At 59.8% G+C, this 16,283-nt stretch carries 14 protein-coding genes; 6 read left to right on the top strand and 8 right to left on the bottom strand.

Translation table 11 applies throughout. The features are described 5' to 3' along the window. The first annotated feature begins 1 nt into the window (after position 1). The 6 genes from rraA to AACY19_RS03115 all read left to right on the top strand — a co-directional run bounded on the left by rraA (position 2) and on the right by AACY19_RS03115 (position 4,472). Positions 2-493 carry a ribonuclease E activity regulator RraA gene (gene rraA / locus AACY19_RS03140; RefSeq protein WP_339447819.1) on the top strand — a complete coding sequence of 164 codons (492 nt, stop codon included), beginning with the start codon at positions 2-4 and terminating at the stop codon, positions 491-493. A gap of 21 nt (positions 494-514) precedes the next feature. Beyond that, positions 515-1,510: a zinc transporter ZntB gene (locus tag AACY19_RS03135; RefSeq protein WP_339447817.1), complete on the top strand. Its 996-nt coding sequence runs from the start codon at positions 515-517 to the stop codon at positions 1,508-1,510. A 63-nt stretch (positions 1,511-1,573) separates the two neighbouring features. Continuing rightward, positions 1,574-1,822: a hypothetical protein gene (locus AACY19_RS03130; protein ID WP_008076827.1), complete on the top strand. Its 249-nt coding sequence runs from the start codon at positions 1,574-1,576 to the stop codon at positions 1,820-1,822. A 2-nt stretch (positions 1,823-1,824) separates the two neighbouring features. Further along, positions 1,825-2,649, top strand: a complete 825-nt coding sequence (locus tag AACY19_RS03125) for a mechanosensitive ion channel family protein (protein WP_339447815.1) — start codon at positions 1,825-1,827, stop codon at positions 2,647-2,649. Positions 2,650-2,739: 90 nt separating this feature from the next. After that, entirely contained in the window at positions 2,740-3,330 is a 591-nt protein-coding gene (gene sigX / locus AACY19_RS03120; RefSeq protein ID WP_034152870.1) for an RNA polymerase sigma factor SigX, read from the top strand. A 107-nt stretch (positions 3,331-3,437) separates the two neighbouring features. Continuing rightward, positions 3,438-4,472 (top strand): OmpA family protein, encoded by a 1,035-nt coding sequence (locus AACY19_RS03115; RefSeq protein WP_339447809.1) that lies wholly within the window; start codon positions 3,438-3,440, stop codon positions 4,470-4,472. Positions 4,473-4,545: 73 nt separating this feature from the next. Here the strand turns inward: AACY19_RS03115 and cobA are convergent, their stop codons facing one another. The 8 genes from cobA to AACY19_RS03075 form a co-directional block, all read right to left on the bottom strand. Next, positions 4,546-5,295: a uroporphyrinogen-III C-methyltransferase gene (gene cobA, locus AACY19_RS03110; RefSeq protein ID WP_339447807.1), complete on the bottom strand. Its 750-nt coding sequence runs from the start codon at positions 5,293-5,295 to the stop codon at positions 4,546-4,548. A gap of 13 nt (positions 5,296-5,308) precedes the next feature. Beyond that, positions 5,309-8,023 (bottom strand): nitrate reductase, encoded by a 2,715-nt coding sequence (locus AACY19_RS03105; protein WP_339447806.1) that lies wholly within the window; start codon positions 8,021-8,023, stop codon positions 5,309-5,311. Then, positions 8,023-8,340, bottom strand: coding sequence for a nitrite reductase small subunit NirD (gene nirD / locus AACY19_RS03100; RefSeq protein ID WP_027613287.1), 318 nt, complete (start codon positions 8,338-8,340; stop codon positions 8,023-8,025). The genes AACY19_RS03105 and nirD overlap by 1 nt, the downstream gene beginning before the upstream one ends. Next, complete coding sequence (gene nirB, locus AACY19_RS03095) at positions 8,337-10,790, bottom strand: nitrite reductase large subunit NirB (RefSeq protein ID WP_339447804.1); 2,454 nt, start codon at positions 10,788-10,790, stop codon at positions 8,337-8,339. The genes nirD and nirB overlap by 4 nt, the downstream gene beginning before the upstream one ends. Positions 10,791-11,209: 419 nt before the next feature. Then, positions 11,210-12,868, bottom strand: a complete 1,659-nt coding sequence (locus AACY19_RS03090) for a bifunctional protein-serine/threonine kinase/phosphatase (RefSeq protein ID WP_339447802.1) — start codon at positions 12,866-12,868, stop codon at positions 11,210-11,212. Positions 12,869-12,875: 7 nt separating this feature from the next. Beyond that, a complete protein-coding gene (locus AACY19_RS03085) occupies positions 12,876-14,087 on the bottom strand; it encodes a nitrate/nitrite transporter (RefSeq protein ID WP_339447800.1) in 1,212 nt (403 codons plus the stop codon). Positions 14,088-14,378: 291 nt separating this feature from the next. Beyond that, a complete protein-coding gene (locus AACY19_RS03080; protein WP_007916390.1) occupies positions 14,379-14,954 on the bottom strand; it encodes an ANTAR domain-containing response regulator in 576 nt (191 codons plus the stop codon). A 15-nt stretch (positions 14,955-14,969) separates the two neighbouring features. After that, positions 14,970-16,181, bottom strand: coding sequence for a CmpA/NrtA family ABC transporter substrate-binding protein (locus tag AACY19_RS03075; RefSeq protein WP_339447797.1), 1,212 nt, complete (start codon positions 16,179-16,181; stop codon positions 14,970-14,972). Positions 16,182-16,283: the final 102 nt, after the last annotated feature.

Genomic DNA, 16,283 nt, shown 5'->3' with positions numbered 1-16,283 from the left:
GATGAACCATTACCTTACGCCTGACCTGTGCGACGCCTATCCGGAGCTGGTGCAGGTGCTGGAACCGATGTTCAGCAATTTCGGTGGCCGTGATTCGTTTGGCGGCGAAATCGTGACCATCAAATGCTTCGAAGACAACTCGCTGGTCAAGGAACAGGCGGAACTCAAGGGGCACGGCAAAGTGTTGGTGGTCGATGGCGGTGGTTCGCTGCGCCGCGCACTGCTGGGCGACATGATTGCCGAAAAAGCCGCGAAGAACGGTTGGGAAGGACTGGTGATCTACGGCTGCATCCGTGACGTCGATGTTATCGCGCAGACCGATCTGGGCGTTCAGGCCCTGGCTAGCCACCCGATGAAAACCGACAAGCGTGGCATCGGCGACCTCAACGTTGCAGTGACCTTTGCCGGCGTGACGTTTCATCCGGGGCATTTCATTTATGCGGACAACAACGGCGTGATTGTTTCGCCGAGCCCGCTGAAGATGCCTGAATAAGGTACTGACAAAGGGATGAGGATGTTCGAGGAAGAAAACGCGCAATGGGGATTGGTGCATGCCTTGGTGCTGGATGGAAAAGGCGGTGCGCGTTCGATAGCCCGGACTGAACTCGACGATTTGCAGCTGCAGGCCCATGAAAGTCTGTGGCTGCATTGGGATCGCAGTCATCCGCAAACCCAGACCTGGCTGCGCAAATCCAGTGGTCTCAATGAATTCACCTGTGACCTGTTGCTGGAAGAGAACACCCGCCCGCGGTTGTTGCCGTTGGCGGATTCCGAGCTGCTGCTGTTCTTGCGTGGGGTCAACCTCAATCCTGGTGCGGAACCTGAAGACATGGTTTCGGTACGGATTTTTGCCTCTGCGCAGCGCGTCATTTCCCTGCGTCTGCGGCCATTGCGTGCCACTGACGAACTTCTGGCGCAACTGGCGGACGGCAAAGGCCCGAAGACTGCTTCGGAACTCATTCTTTATCTGGCGCAGTTCCTCACCAACAAGGTGCAGGATCTGGTCACTTGCCTCTCGGAAATCGCCGATGAGGAAGAAGAAAAGATGGATGCCGACGAACGGTATGCCCCCGAGCATGGCGCCATTTTGCACATCCGGCGCAGGGCGGCCGGGCTGAAGCGTTTCCTCGCTCCACAGCGGGATATTTTCGGTCAACTGACACGGATCAAAATGCCGTGGTTCGTCGACGACGATGCCGATTACTGGAACGAACTGAACAACAGCCTGACCCGCTACCTCGAAGAACTCGAATTGACCCGGGAGCGCGTGGGGCTTGTGCTGGAGGCTGAAGACCGGCGTCTCAGCGAGCGCATGAATCGCACGATGTACCGCTTCGGGATCATCACCTGCATCTTTTTACCGATGAGTTTCATCACCGGTCTGTTGGGTATCAACGTTGGCGGAATCCCGTTCTCCAGCAGCCCCTATGGCTTCCTCATCGCCTGTTTGACCGTGCTCGCCCTGGCCCTTGGTCAGTGGTGGTTGTTCCGTCGTTTGCGCTGGGTCTGAAGATGGCGCATGTGACCCGACCAAACTTGCCCGCGTCTTTCACAGACATCACGAGAGGTGCGTATGCACGATCCGTTTGAACAGTCTTTGCGCGACATGCTCAACGCCTCGCCGTCCAGCCGCGACGACGATGCCTGCCTGGGCCGCGTACTCAAAACCGCCAACCGCCAGGTCGGCGCCGGTGATCTGTTCAGCCTGCTGGGCCGCTGGCTGCCCGCGCTGATGATCGCCCTGAATAATGGATCGGCGCATGTCTCGCCGGTCTCCCGTCTTCGTAAACCTACCGCTCGCACTGCTGATAAGGCTGATTGAATATGGAACTTGATCTCTGGACTCAGAGCCTCGTCACTGCAATGACTGCGTTGTGGACCAAAGTCGCCAACTTCATCCCGAACCTGTTCGGCGCACTGGTCGTGCTGCTGTTGGGGTTCGTCGTGGCCAAGCTGCTCGATACCTTGCTGTCCAAGTTGCTTGCCAAACTGGGCCTTGATCGCCTGATGGGCGGCACCGGGCTGACCAAGTTGATGTCGCGCGCAGGGTTGCAGGTGCCGATTTCGACCTTGGTCGGTAAGATCGTGTATTGGTTTGTTCTGCTGATTTTTCTGGTTTCTGCGGCAGAATCCCTTGGCCTCGAGCGAGTTTCAGCTACGCTCGACATGTTGGCGCTCTATCTCCCGAAAGTGTTCGGCGCAGCCTTGGTGCTGCTGGTGGGTGTCCTGCTGGCGCAATTGGCAAACGGCTTGGTGCGCGGCGCGGCAGAAGGCGTAGGCCTGGACTACGCTTCAGGGTTGGGGCGCATCGCGCAGGGGCTGGTGATCATCATCAGCATTTCTGTCGCGATCAGTCAGCTGGAGGTCAAGACCGACCTGCTGAACCATGTGATCGTCATCGTATTGATTACCGTTGGTCTGGCGGTTGCGCTGGCCATGGGGTTGGGGAGCCGGGAAATTGCCGGTCAGATTCTCGCGGGAATCTATGTGCGTGAGTTGTATCAGGTTGGGCAACAAGTGCGTGTTGGCGAGGTCGAAGGCCAGATCGAAGAGATTGGCACGGTTAAAACTACATTGCTGACCGATGAGGGTGAGCTAGTCTCTCTCTCCAATCGGATCCTGCTGGAACAGCATGTGAGTAGCCGCTAATCCGGCAAACCCTGCTAATGTATGCCGCCGCAAAATGCCAGCTGAGGCTGGCTGCGGTGGACATTGACCTGACTGTCGGCACGACTTGTTTTGAATAAAACCCAAACGCTATCCACGCGCTACGACCCCCGCGAGCTCTCTGATGAGGAGTTGGTCGCGCGCTCGCATACCGAGCTGTTTCACGTAACGCGCGCCTATGAAGAACTGATGCGGCGTTACCAGCGAACATTATTTAACGTCTGTGCGAGATATCTTGGGAACGATCGCGACGCAGACGATGTCTGTCAGGAAGTCATGTTAAAGGTGCTGTATGGCCTGAAGAACTTCGAGGGGAAATCGAAGTTCAAGACATGGCTATACAGCATCACGTACAACGAATGTATTACGCAGTATCGGAAGGAACGGCGAAAGCGTCGCTTGATGGACGCATTGAGTCTTGACCCCCTTGAGGAAGCGTCCGAAGAAAAGGCGCCTAAACCCGAGGAAAAGGGCGGGCTTGATCGCTGGCTGGTGTATGTGAACCCGATTGACCGCGAAATTTTGGTGCTTCGATTTGTCGCAGAGCTGGAATTTCAGGAGATCGCAGACATCATGCACATGGGTTTGAGTGCGACAAAAATGCGTTACAAACGTGCTCTAGATAAATTGCGTGAGAAATTTGCAGGCATTGCTGAAACTTAGTTCAGCGCAAATACCTCTTACGTGTAGGCAAGTTCTGATAGACTTGCCGCCGAGTTGTCCCCCGGTTTGCGGGACTGCTTCACAATCACCAGATGGGGATTTAACGGATGAAACTGAAAAACACCTTGGGCTTGGCCATTGGTTCTCTGATTGCCGCCACTTCGTTCGGCGCTCTGGCACAAGGCCAAGGCGCAGTTGAAATCGAAGGCTTCGCTAAGAAAGAACAATTCGACAGCGCTCGTAACTTCAAGAACAACGGCAACCTGTTCGGCGGTTCGATCGGTTACTTTCTGACCGACGACGTTGAACTGCGTCTGGGCTACGACGAAGTTCACAACGTCCGTGCCGATGATGGCAAGAACGTAAAAGGCGCTAACACCGCTCTGGACGCTCTGTACCACTTCAACAACCCAGGCGACATGCTGCGTCCATACGTCTCGGCCGGTTTCTCCGACCAGAGCATCGACCAGAACGGTTCGAACGGTCGTAACCGTTCTACCTTCGCTAACCTGGGCGCTGGTGCCAAGCTGTACTTCACCGACAACTTCTACGCTCGTGCTGGCGTTGAAGCTCAATACAACATCGACCAGGGCGACACCGAGTGGGCTCCTAGCGTCGGTATCGGTGTGAACTTCGGTGGCGGCTCCAAGCCTGCTGCTGCTCCAGTTCCAGCACCAGCTGAAGTCTGCTCCGACAGCGACAACGATGGCGTTTGCGACAACGTTGACAAGTGCCCAGACACCCCAGCCAACGTAACTGTTGACGCTGATGGCTGCCCGGCAGTTGCTGAAGTTGTTCGTGTTGAGCTGGACGTGAAGTTCGACTTCGACAAGTCGGTAGTCAAGCCTAACAGCTACGGCGACATCAAAAACCTGGCTGACTTCATGAAGCAGTACCCATCCACCACCACTACTGTTGAAGGTCACACTGACTCCGTCGGTCCTGACGCTTACAACCAGAAACTGTCCGAGCGTCGTGCAAACGCCGTTAAGCAAGTTCTGACCAACCAGTACGGTGTTGAATCGTCCCGCGTTCAGTCTGTTGGCTACGGCGAAACCCGCCCAGTTGCTGACAACAAAACTGACGCTGGCCGCGCTGTAAACCGTCGCGTAGAAGCGCAGGTTGAAGCTCAAGCTAAGTAATTAGCTGCCGCTCTGAGAAAAGCCCGGCTTAGGCCGGGCTTTTCTTTGTCTGCGATTTGACCAGTCAGAAGATTTAAGCGGATTCCATCGCGGCGAAGTCGCACACCGATTGTCGTGCAGCCGCTGCCACTGCGCCGATCACCAAAATCGCCGGGCTCTTGAGCTGAAAGCAGCACGCATCTTCACACATGGTCGTCAGATTGCTCCTGCATTCGCGTTGATGGGGCAGGGAGGCATTCTCGATCATCGCCACCGGCGTATCCGCCGCCATCCCGCCCGCCAACAGTTGATCGCGAATTTCGCCCAGCTTGGCCACGCCCATATAAATCACCAGCGTCGTGCCACCCTGCGCCAGAGCCTGCCAGTTCAATTGACTGTCGTCCTGAGTATGCGCAGTCACCAGCGTTACCCCGCGCGCCACGCCCCGTAGCGTCAGCGCAATATCACACTGTGTCGCCCCGGCCAGCCCGGCGGTGATGCCATTGACCAGTTCCACTTCAACGCCACGTTCACGCAGCCACTGCGCTTCTTCACCGCCACGCCCAAAAATGCACGGATCGCCGCCCTTGAGGCGCACCACGCATTTACCGTGGCGGACATAACGCAGCATCAAGCGATGAATGAATGCCTGGGGTGTCGAGCGGCACCCGCCGCGTTTGCCCACCGCAATCATGCGCGCGTTGGGGCAATGCTCCAGTACCGCGTGGTTGACCAGATCATCAATCAGTACCACATCGGCTTCGCGCAAGGCGCGCACCGCTTTGAGAGTCAGCAGTTCCGGGTCGCCGGGGCCTGCGCCTACCAGCCAGACTTTTGCATTCATGCTGCTTTCCTCATCAGATGACCGCGACTGGTTGCACATCGGCAGCCAGCAAGCGCTTTATTTCCGGGACGCATGAGCCGCACTGCGTGCCGCAGCCCAGTTGATTTTTCAAACCTTGCAGATCCAGACCTTCGCGAATGCCGGCACAGACCGCGTTGAGGCTGACGTTCTTGCAGTTGCACAAGGTTTTATTTACCGCGACCTGCGCCCCGACACTGCCCGGCGGCGCGCTCATCGGCGCCAGTAACCAGCGGCGGAGTTGCTCGTCGGCGCGCCCCTCCAGCCATAGGCCCAGCAGCCAATGTTGCGCAAGGGTTTCGCCGGCCAGGCGGATCGCCGTGATGCGACCGTTTTCGATCCGCACGCGTTTACCGATGGCCCGACGCGGGTCGTCGTAAGCCAATACCGGGCCGTCGACCAGTGACAGGCACTGGTCGATTGCACTCAGCAATGGCGCATCGGGAGCTTCGGAGCTGGCTGCGCGTACCAGCAATGCTGATCGTTCACGTCCGACAAGGCTGATACTGACGTAGGAAAACGCCTCGCACAGGGGGCGTAGCGTCTCAAAATGCCGTTGAACATCGCCTTCGATGAGTGCGAAAAGCTGCCACGGCAGGTTTATCGCCTCCAGGCGCACGCCGCTGTGCTTCAGTTCCGGTTGTTTCGAGAGAGCATCAACGGCCGCAAGGGTCAGGCTATTCACTCCGCCCTTGAGAAACCGGTCACCCCAGTGCATTGGCAGAAACGCTTGGCCCGGGCGCACGCTGTCATCGCTGCTGACCGCGACGATCACCGCGCCCCGACGACTTTTCAGATTAACCAGATCACCCGGTTGCAAACGATGCCTGCGCAACTCGTCCGGGTGCAGGCTCAACACCGCTTCGCTGACATGACCAAACAACTGCGCCGCCGTGCCGGTGCGGCTCATGCCGTGCCATTGATCGCGCAGGCGACCGGTAATCAACGTCAATGGAAAGCGTGCGTCACGTTGTTCCTTGGCGGCGCGATAGGGGTCAGCGATGAATTGCGCGCGACCGCTGGCCGTAGGAAAAACGCCGTCTTCGTACAGCCGTGCGGTGCCTTGTCGCGCGCCGACAGGCAAGGGCCATTGCTGCGGACCGATCTGGTCGATCAAGGCATGACTGATCCCGGACATGTCCAAATCCCGTCCGTGAGTCAGGCCTTTGAATTCGTCGAACAACTGCGCAGATTGGCTGAACGTAAACAGGCTCGGCTCACCGGCGCGCAGACGTTTCTCCAGGCGCTGTGCGAAATCCACCGTGATCGCCCAATCCGGCCGCGCTTCACCGGGTGGGAGAATGGCTTTGCGCACGTGGGAAATTCGTCGTTCGGAATTGGTCACTGAACCTTCCTTCTCGCCCCAACTGGCGGCGGGCAACAACAGATCAGCGAATGCAGCCGTTTCGGTGGTTCGAAACGCTTCTTGCAGCACTACAAACGGGCAGGCCTCAAGCGCCGCACGCACCGCATGTTGATCCGGCATCGACTGCGCAGGGTTGGTGCAAGCAATCCACAGCGCCTTGATCTTGCCGTTACGCACCTGTTCGAACAGTTCGATGGCGCTGAGCCCGGTGCTGTCGGGCAAGCGCTCAACGCCCCAATAGGTGGCTACCTCGGCGCGATGTTGCGGGTTGGCGGCGTCGCGATGACCGGGCAGCAGATTGGATAGGCTGCCGGTTTCGCGTCCGCCCATGGCATTTGGCTGACCGGTGAGGGAGAAAGGTCCTGCACCCGGGCGGCCGATTTGCCCGGTGGCCAGGTGCAGATTGATCAGCGCGCTGTTTTTCGCACTGCCAGCGGTGGACTGGTTCAACCCCATGCACCACAACGACAGAAAACCGGGCGAGGTGCCGACCCATTCGGCACATTGCTGCAATTGCTCGACACTGATCCCGCACAGTTGCGACACCATTTGCGGGGTGTAGTCACGCACCCGCTTCTTCAGCTCTGGAAGACCCTCGGTGTGTGCCTTGATGAAGTCGCGGTCGACCCAGTCTTCCCACAGCAGCAGATGCAAAATCCCATGAAACAAAGCGACGTCGGTGCCGGGCAGAATCGCCAGATGCAGATCCGCCAGATCGCAGGTGTCAGTGCGCCGTGGATCAATGACGATGACTTTCATCTGTGGGCGGCGGGACTTTGCTTCCTCCAGCCGACGGAAAAGTACCGGATGGGCGTAGGCCATGTTACTGCCGACGATCATCACGCAATCACTGAGTTCCAGATCCTCGTAGCTGCATGGCGGCGCGTCGGCACCGAGGCTGCGTTTGTAGCCAACCACCGCCGAGGACATGCACAGCCGGGAATTGCTGTCGATGTTGTTGGTGCCGACCAGCGCCCGCGCCAGTTTATTGAAAGCGTAGTAATCCTCGGTCAGCAGTTGCCCGGAAATGTAGAACGCCACGCTGTCCGGGCCGTGCTCGGCAATGGTCGTGGCGAACACGTTGGCGGCGTGTTCCAGCGCGGTGTCCCAATCGCTGCGGCTGCGCGCCAGCTCCTTGCCCAGGCGCAGCTCTGGATATAGCGCGCGGGCCGCGAGGTCGCCGGTCAGGTGCAGGGTCGAGCCTTTGCTGCACAGTTTGCCGAAGTTGGCCGGATGCGCCGGATCGCCGCTGACGCCGAGGATGCGCTCGCCGTCGTGCTCGATCAGCACGCCGCAGCCGACCCCGCAATAACAGCAGGTCGAGGCGGTCGTCTGGCGGTTCATCAGACGGCGTCCCGCAGGGCCAGTTGCACGCGACCGTTCTCGACTCGCGCCGGATGATGGTGCGCGCAGCCTATGTCCGGCGCCTGGGCTTCGCCGGTTTGCAGGTCAATTTGCCAGTTGTGCAACGGGCAGGCCACGCGTTTGCCGTAGATCAAACCTTGAGACAACGGCCCACCCTTGTGCGGGCAGCGGTCGTCGAGGGCGAAAACCTCATCGTCGCTTGTACGAAAAATCGCGATATCACCTTTGGGCCCGGCGATGATGCGCGAGCCGAGGGCGTTGATCTCTTCGAGAGCACAGATATCGAGCCAGTTCATGCCGGCACCTCCAGGTTTTTCACGGGGATGACGTCGAATTCTTTCTTCAGTTGCGGCTGCGCGAGGCGTTCTTTCCAGGGGTCCTGTTCGAACGACAGGGAGAATTGCAGGCGTTCGTTCAAGGCTTTGCGGCGCTCGGGGTCTTCGAGTACGGCTTTCTTGATGTGCTCCATGCCGACCCGTTGCAGGTAGTGCACGGTGCGTTCGAGGTAGAAGGCTTCTTCGCGATAGAGCTGCAGGAAGGCGCCGTTGTATTCGCGGACTTCTTCAGCGGTTTTCAACTTGACGAAAAATTCGGCAACTTCGGTTTTGATCCCGCCGTTACCGCCGATGTACACCTCCCAGCCAGAGTCGACACCGATGATGCCTACGTCCTTGATCCCCGCTTCCGAGCAGTTGCGAGGACATCCGGAGACAGCCAGTTTCACTTTGTGCGGCGACCACATGTTGAACAGGTCATGCTCCAGTTCGATGCCCAGTTGCGTCGAGTTTTGCGTGCCGAAGCGGCAGAACTCGCTGCCGACGCAGGTTTTCACCGTGCGAATGGATTTGCCGTAGGCGTGACCGGAAGGCATGTCGAGGTCTTTCCAGACACCAGGCAAGTCCTGCTTTTTGATCCCCAGCAAGTCGATGCGCTGCCCGCCGGTAACCTTGACCATCGGCACGTTGTACTTGTCGGCCACGTCGGCAATCCGCCGCAGTTCCGAAGGGTTGGTCACGCCGCCCCACATCCGTGGCACTACCGAATAGGTGCCGTCCTTCTGAATGTTGGCGTGGGCGCGTTCGTTGATCAGGCGCGATTGCGGGTCGTCCTTGGCTTCGCCGGGCCAAGTGGAAATCAGGTAATAGTTGAGGGCCGGGCGGCAGGTCGCGCAGCCGTTCGGCGTGCGCCAGTTGAGGTAGCTCATGGTGCCGGCGATGGTCAATAGATGCTGTTCGCGAATGGCTTGGCGGATCTGCCCATGGTTGAGGTCGCTGCAGCCGCAGATGGCTTTTTCACTTTTCGGTTTGACGTCTGCCGCGCCGCCAACGGTGTTGATCAGGATCTGCTCGACCAGGCCCGCACAAGAGCCGCACGAACTGGCTGCCTTGGTGTGTTTCTTCACCTCGTCGACGCTGAACAGACCCTGTTCCTGAATCGCTTTGACGATGGTGCCTTTGCACACCCCGTTGCAGCCGCAGACTTCGGCGGTGTCGGCCATGACCATGGCTTTGTCCTGGCCCTGATGTCCTACGTCGCCTAAGGCATTTTCTCCAAACATGAGGTGATCGCGGATCTCGCCGATGGCGTGATTCTCACGAATCTGGCGGAAATACCAACCGCCATCTGCCGTATCGCCGTACAGACACGCACCGACCAACACGTCATCCTTGATCACCAGTTTTTTGTACACGCCGCCAATCGGATCGGAGAGGGTGATGGTTTCCGTGCCTTCGCCGCCCATGAAATCGCCGGCGGAAAACAGGTCGATACCGGTGACTTTCAATTTGGTCGACGTCACCGAGCCCTGATAGCGGGCGAATCCCAGTTGGGCGAGGTGGTTGGCGCACACCTTGGCCTGTTCGAACAGTGGCGCGACCAGGCCGTAGGCAATGCCACGGTGGCTGGCGCACTCGCCGATGGCATAGATGCGCGGGTCGTAGGTTTGCAGGGTGTCGTTGACCAGAATTCCGCGATTGCACGGGATGCCGGCCTTTTCCGCAAGTTCGGTGTTGGGACGAATGCCGGCGGCCATCACCACCAGATCGGCCGGGATGATGTCGCCATTCTTGAACTGTACCGAGCCGACCCGACCATTGCCGGCATCGTGCAGGGCCTGGGTCTGTTCGCACAGGCGGAAGTGCAGGCCCCGGGACTCGAGGGCGGTTTGCAGCAGTTGGCCGCTGGTCCTGTCCAGTTGCCGCTCCAGCAACCACTCGCCGATATGCACCACGGTAACGTGCATGCCGCGCAGCATCAGGCCGTTGGCGGCTTCGAGACCGAGCAAGCCGCCGCCGATGACCACCGCGTGTTTATGGGTTTTTGCGGTGTCGATCATCGCCTGGGTGTCGGCGATATCGCGGTAGCCGATCACGCCGTGCAAGGTGTTGCCCGGAATCGGCAGGATGAAAGGCGTCGAGCCGGTGGCGATCAGCAGGCGATCGTACTCGGCTTCGGTGCCGTCCTCGGCGATCACCCGGCGTTTGACCCGGTCGATCTCTACGACTTTGCGGTTGAGCAGCAGCTTGATGTTGTTTTGCAGGTACCAGTCGAGGTCGTTGAGGACGATCTCTTCGAAGGTTTGCTCACCGGCCAGCACCGGCGACAGCAGGATGCGGTTGTAATTGGTGTGGGGTTCGGCGCCGAAGACCGTGATGTCGTACAGCTCGTCGCTCAGTTTGAGCAGTTCTTCGAGGGTGCGCACGCCGGCCATGCCATTGCCGATCATCACCAGTTTGAGTTTTTTCATCAGGTTCTCCGGGAGCAGCGGCTGGCCTCTTGTGAGCCTTCAGGCCGTGCTCGACAAATTTTGCGCAAACAAAAAAAGGCGTCCCGCTAGTTGCCTAGCGAGGACGCCTTTGTCCTGGTCCCGTTCTCTCGGGAAGCGCAGCCTTCGTCGTTGAAGGTTGGGCTTTATGTGTGTGTTGGGTGGGTTAATGCAGTGGTTGTGCCAACTACGGGAAGCGCGGTTTTATTGGGTTTTGTCAGCGCACATAAAATTTTTTTGCACCGAATCGAAGCGGACTGCCCGTTCTTGGGGCGTTCAGGCAGACGGATGTGTGGTGAGTGAGCTGACGCCTTCGCGAGCAAGCCCGCTCCCACAGGGGATTTGTGAGCGCCACATATTCCCTGTGGGAGCGAGCCTGCTCGCGAATGGCGCGACGCGGTTCAACTGTGAAACAACAAAACCAGCAGCACCAGATTTCCCAAAAGTGCCACCAACGCCATCGTCCGCCAGACCCTCAACGGCTCTCGCTCCAATAAAGGCCGGGGCCGCACGCTCAAACTGCGCCGCTCGCCCTGTTCCAGCACCAGCAGCCATTCTTCAGCCGTTTCAAACCGTTGCTGCGGATCAGCCGCCACCCCGCGCTCCAGACTCTGCGCCAGCCATTCCGGCAGATCCGGCCGATAGCGGCTGGCGCTGACCGGCACCGCAAAACGTGGTCGCTGAAACGCTTCGATCTCGCCGTAGGGAAAATGTCCGGTCAACAGGAAGTACAGGGTCACACCGACTGCATACAAATCCTGCTGCGCACTCGGAGGATCACCACGAAACGCTTCCGGTGCGAGGTAACTCGGTGTTCCCGGCAACGTCGCCGGCGCGTCTTCGGACAGTCCCGGGCAATACGCCAGACCAAAATCCAGCAGGCGCAATTCGCCGTCGTCACCCCAATGCAGGTTTTCCGGTTTGATGTCGCGATGGAAGATCTGCCGCCGATGCAGCAACCCGACCGCGCGCAGCAGGCGCTCGGCGATATCCCGCCACTGCGGCAAAGATAAGGGCCCGAGCTGTGCCAGGGTCTTTCCGGAATACTCCCGCATCACGTAGTACAAATGCTGACGCTGACTGCACATGTGGACTTCAGGAAAATGCCGCCCGGCCACACGTTTGAGGAACCATTCTTCCGCCAGCAGCGCTTGCCCGGTGTGTGAATCCTCCGCGAGACGTGCCGGAAGGGTTTTCAACAGCCATTTCTGACCTTGCCCATCAAGCACTCGATACAGCAGTGATTGCTGGCTCTGAGCGGCGATGCCCTGTACCTGCCAGCCTTCAAAACGCTGCCCGGATTTCAGCGGCGGCGGCAGCGGCCATTGCTGCAAATGAATCAGCGCATCGCCGATACTGGCTTCGCCCACCGCATCGACCCGTAACAGCAAAGCGCTGGCGTTGTCCTGGCTGCCCGCCAAATGCGCGGCGTTGATCAGGGTTTGCGCGGCACTGGGCAGGTCGGGTTGATCGCGCATGATCGCGGCAATGGCGCTGTCGCCCAGCGTTGCCCACACGCCATCGCTGAGCAGCACAAAACACTCGCCTTCGCGCAATTCGCCGTCAAGAAAGTCCAGCACCAGGTGTTGATCCAGCCCCAACGCGCGCTTGAGCACGTGCTGCATACCGGGCTGTTCCCACACGTGGTCTGCAGAGATTCGGTGCAAGGTGTCGGCGTGCCAGCGGTAAACCCGGCAATCGCCTACGTGCGCGAGGGTAAAACGCCGACCGCGCAGGATCAAAACGCTGACGGTGGTGAGCAGTGGCTGCCCACCACCATTGGCCTGCAACCAGCGATTTTGCGCAAGCAACAGGCGATCCAGCGCCTGAGCCACGCTCCAGGTTTGCGGGGTGGCGTAGTAGTCGAGCGCCAGAGCCTGCAAGGTCGAACGGGCGGCCAGTCCGCCATCGGCGCATTGACTGACGCCATCGGCAATCGCGAACAGATAGCCCTTGCTCGCCGCCAGCGCCGGCGCCGGAGTGACTGCACGCAAGGCGTCCTGATTCTCTGCACGCGGGCCGGTGGCGCTGGCTTCGGCAAAACTCAGTTGCAGGGCCATCGAAGATTCAGACCCGCGCCGCCGTCACCGCTGCCGAACCCCAAGTGGTTCTCCAGCGACGCTTGACGCCGTGCAGGCCGAACCACGCCAATACACCAAGACTGGCGAACAACCACAGCGCCAGTTGATAGCTGCCGGTGCTCTGTTTGATCGCGCCCATGCCCGCTGCCAAGGCAAAACCGCCGATGCCGCCGGCCATGCCGATCAATCCGGTCATGACGCCGATCTCCAGACGAAAACGTTGCGGCACCAGTTGGAACACCGCGCCGTTGCCTGCCCCTAATCCGAGCATGGTGCAGACGAAAAGTGCTAGCGCCGCGTAGGAACTGGGCAGGTTGAAGCCGACGGCGGCGATGCAAATGGCGGCGACGGTGTACATCGCCAGCAGCGTGCGGATGCCGCCGAAGCGATCAGCCAGCGCGCCGCCCAGCGGCCGCATCAGACTGCCACCGAACACGCAGGCGGCGGTGTAGTAACCCGCTGTTACCGGGCTTAAACCGTATTGATCGTTGAAGTAGCCGGGCAGGGCGCTGGCCAGACCGATGAAGCCGCCGAAGGTCACGCTGTAGAAAAACATGAACCACCAGCTGTCGCGGTCGCCGAGGGCTTTGAAGTAGTCCGCCATGGCCTTGGCTTTCGGCCGCTCAGGTGCGTTTTTTGCCAGCCAGGCGAACAGCACCAAGGTCAGTATCAGCGGAATCAAAGCGAAACCGAACACATTGCTCCAGCCGAACGCAGCGGCGAGCACCGGTGCCAGCAGCGCGGCGAACACAGTGCCGGAGTTGCCCGCGCCGGCGATGCCCATGGCCTTGCCCTGATGTTGCGGCGGATACCACTGCGAGGCCAGCGGCAGGGCCACGGCGAACGAGGCGCCAGCCATGCCGAGGAAAAGCCCGAGCAACAGGGCTTGTTCGTAGCTGTGGATGCCCAGTTTCCAGGCGCTGAACAATGCACAGATGACGATGACCTGGCCGATCAGCCCGGCGGTTTTCGGTGACAATCGATCAGCGAGCATGCCCATCACAAAGCGCAGCACCGCACCGGCGAGGATTGGCGTGGCCACTACGAGGCCGCGTTGTTGCGTGGTCAGGTGCAGATCGGCAGCGATTTGTATCGCCAGCGGGCCGAGCAGGTACCAGACCATGAAGCTCAGGTCGAAATACAGGAAGGCCGCAAACAGAGTCGGGGTGTGGCCGGATTTCCAGAAGCTTGAATTCATCGCGCACCTCAGCTGAAAAGAATCTCGAAAGGAGTCACAGCAGGTGGGGCGCCGCCACGGCCGCACCACCGGCCCCGGTCTGTGGGGCCAAAACGCAAAAACGCCGCTACCTGATGCGCCGGTTGGGCGAACGGGTGAGCGACGTCTTTGTCGTAGGTGGGGCAACCGCCGTTGGTTACCTGTGCGTTTTACATAGCGAGATTTGTGCCAACAGCGAGAAAGTCAAAAGCCCCTCACCCTAGCCCTCTACCGGAGGGCTAGGGTGAGGGGCTTTTCAAACTGCCAGTACTTTCAGCCCAGCAACTCACTCATGGCAATGATCTGCTCCGCCACCTGAATCAGCTTCTGCTGCCGGCTCATCGCCTGGCGACGCATCAGGGTGTAAGCCTCTTCCTCATTGCAATCCTTCATCTTCATCAACAGCCCCTTGGCCAGTTCAATACGCTTACGCTCAGCCAATTGCTGATCACGCGCCTGCAACTGCGCGCGCAGGGCCTGATCACTCTCGAAGCGCGCCATCGCCACATCGAGAATCGGCTGCAAACGCTGGGCGTGGATGCCTTCGACGATATACGCACTGACCCCGGACTTGATTGCCTGACGCATGACTCCCGGATCATGCTCGTCGGTAAACATCACAATCGGTCGCGGCTGGTCGCGGCTGACCAGCACCACTTGCTCCATCACATCGCGACTCGGTGACTCGGTATCGATCAGAATCACGTCCGGGCGCACCGTTTCGACGCGCGCCGGCAAGTCAATGGTCAGGCCGGACTCGTCGATCACCTCGAAGCCGGCTTCGGTCAGCGCGGCCTTGAGGCGGCCGACTTTTTTTGCCGTGTCGTTGATCAGCAGAATGCGCAACATGTTCGCGGTCTCCAGTCAGCGGCGGGCGAGAAGGGCAGAGTCATCGCTCAGGGCGTGCAGCGTGAAGCTGCGCGCGTACCCGGCCGGGTCGCTGCCGTCCCAGACTTTGCCGTCGAGCAACTGGCTGCTGCGCATGTCGGTGCCCCAAGCCGCTACGCCGACGGCGGTGGCCGCTTCGCGATAGAGCTCGAGTTGCTGGACCTGGCGCGCCACGGCGAGGTAATCCGGGTCTTCGCGCAGCAGACCCCAGCGGCGGAACTGGGTCATGAACCACATGCCGTCGGAAAGATACGGCAGATTGACTTCGCCCTTGCCGTGGAAGCGCAAGCCATGCGGGTCTTGCCAGCGATTGCCGAGGCCGTCGGTATAGTCGCCGAGAAAGCGTGGTTCGATGCAGGCAAGCGGCGCATCGAGATAGTCCGCAGCACTGAGCAATTGCGCGGTGCTGCGACGGTTCTCCGGGCTCTCTTCGATGAAGCGGCTGGCTTCGATAATCGCCATCACCAGTGCCCGCGCGGTGTTGGGGTATTGCTCGACAAATTCGCGGGTGCAGCCGAGGACTTTCTCCGGGTGGTCAGGCCAGATGCTCTGGCTGGTAGCGAGGGTGAACCCCAGATCCTGCTGCACTGCGCTGGCCGCCCACGGTTCACCGACGCAAAAGCCGTCGATCCGCCCGGCTTGCAGGTGCGCGACCATTTGCGGCGGAGGCACGACCACGCTTTCGACATCCTGCAACGGATGAATGCCCTGACTTGCCAGCCAGTAATACAGCCACATGGCGTGGGTGCCAGTGGGAAAAGTCTGGGCGAAGGTCAGTCTTGCGCGGTTTTGGTGCACGTGGCGGTCCAGCGCTTCAGGACGGGTCACGCCGAGGGTCTGCAGACCGTGCGACAGATTCAGGCTCTGGCCATTCTGATTCAGGCCCATCAACACGGCCATGTCCGTCGGGGCGACGCCGCCGATGCCCAGGTGCACGGCGTAAATCAGTCCGTACAGGCTGTGCGCGGCATCGAGTTCGCCGCTGACCAGGTTGTCACGCAGATTCGCCCATGAAGACTGGCGTTTGAGGTTGAGGGTCAGCCCGTAGGGCTGGGCGAAGCCCTGGGTGGCGGCGACGACCACCGAGGCGCAATCGCTCAAGGCCATGAAGCCGAGATTGATCGCACTTTTTTCCGGGGCATCGCTGCCATTGACCCAGGCCAGCGGCCCCACCGAAGGTTCATTCATCCAACGCCACCTCGAAAAAAAACGCCGCCCCGGACTTTGCGCAGGCAAAACCCGGGGCGACGCCATTGTCCTTGCTTGCCTGCCGCCATTGGCTTGCGAGCT

The organism is Pseudomonas sp. EA_5y_Pfl2_R50 (genome assembly GCF_963970475.1).
In the GTDB taxonomy this organism is placed as follows: domain Bacteria; phylum Pseudomonadota; class Gammaproteobacteria; order Pseudomonadales; family Pseudomonadaceae; genus Aquipseudomonas.
This window is presented reverse-complemented; position numbering and strand designations above follow the sequence as displayed.

Bases quoted from the DNA above. Each gene is read 5' to 3' on its own strand.
- rraA (WP_339447819.1), top strand. From the start codon at position 2: ATGAACCATTACCTTACGCCTGACCTGTGCGACGCCTATCCGGAGCTG.
- AACY19_RS03135 (WP_339447817.1), top strand. From the start codon at position 515: ATGTTCGAGGAAGAAAACGCGCAATGGGGATTGGTGCATGCCTTGGTG.
- AACY19_RS03130 (WP_008076827.1), top strand. From the start codon at position 1,574: ATGCACGATCCGTTTGAACAGTCTTTGCGCGACATGCTCAACGCCTCG.
- AACY19_RS03125 (WP_339447815.1), top strand. From the start codon at position 1,825: ATGGAACTTGATCTCTGGACTCAGAGCCTCGTCACTGCAATGACTGCG.
- AACY19_RS03115 (WP_339447809.1), top strand. From the start codon at position 3,438: ATGAAACTGAAAAACACCTTGGGCTTGGCCATTGGTTCTCTGATTGCC.
- cobA (WP_339447807.1), bottom strand. From the start codon at position 5,295: ATGAATGCAAAAGTCTGGCTGGTAGGCGCAGGCCCCGGCGACCCGGAA.
- AACY19_RS03105 (WP_339447806.1), bottom strand. From the start codon at position 8,023: ATGAACCGCCAGACGACCGCCTCGACCTGCTGTTATTGCGGGGTCGGC.
- nirD (WP_027613287.1), bottom strand. From the start codon at position 8,340: ATGAACTGGCTCGATATCTGTGCTCTCGAAGAGATCAACGCCCTCGGC.
- nirB (WP_339447804.1), bottom strand. From the start codon at position 10,790: ATGAAAAAACTCAAACTGGTGATGATCGGCAATGGCATGGCCGGCGTG.
- AACY19_RS03090 (WP_339447802.1), bottom strand. From the start codon at position 12,868: ATGGCCCTGCAACTGAGTTTTGCCGAAGCCAGCGCCACCGGCCCGCGT.
- AACY19_RS03085 (WP_339447800.1), bottom strand. From the start codon at position 14,087: ATGAATTCAAGCTTCTGGAAATCCGGCCACACCCCGACTCTGTTTGCG.
- AACY19_RS03080 (WP_007916390.1), bottom strand. From the start codon at position 14,954: ATGTTGCGCATTCTGCTGATCAACGACACGGCAAAAAAAGTCGGCCGC.
- AACY19_RS03075 (WP_339447797.1), bottom strand. From the start codon at position 16,181: ATGAATGAACCTTCGGTGGGGCCGCTGGCCTGGGTCAATGGCAGCGAT.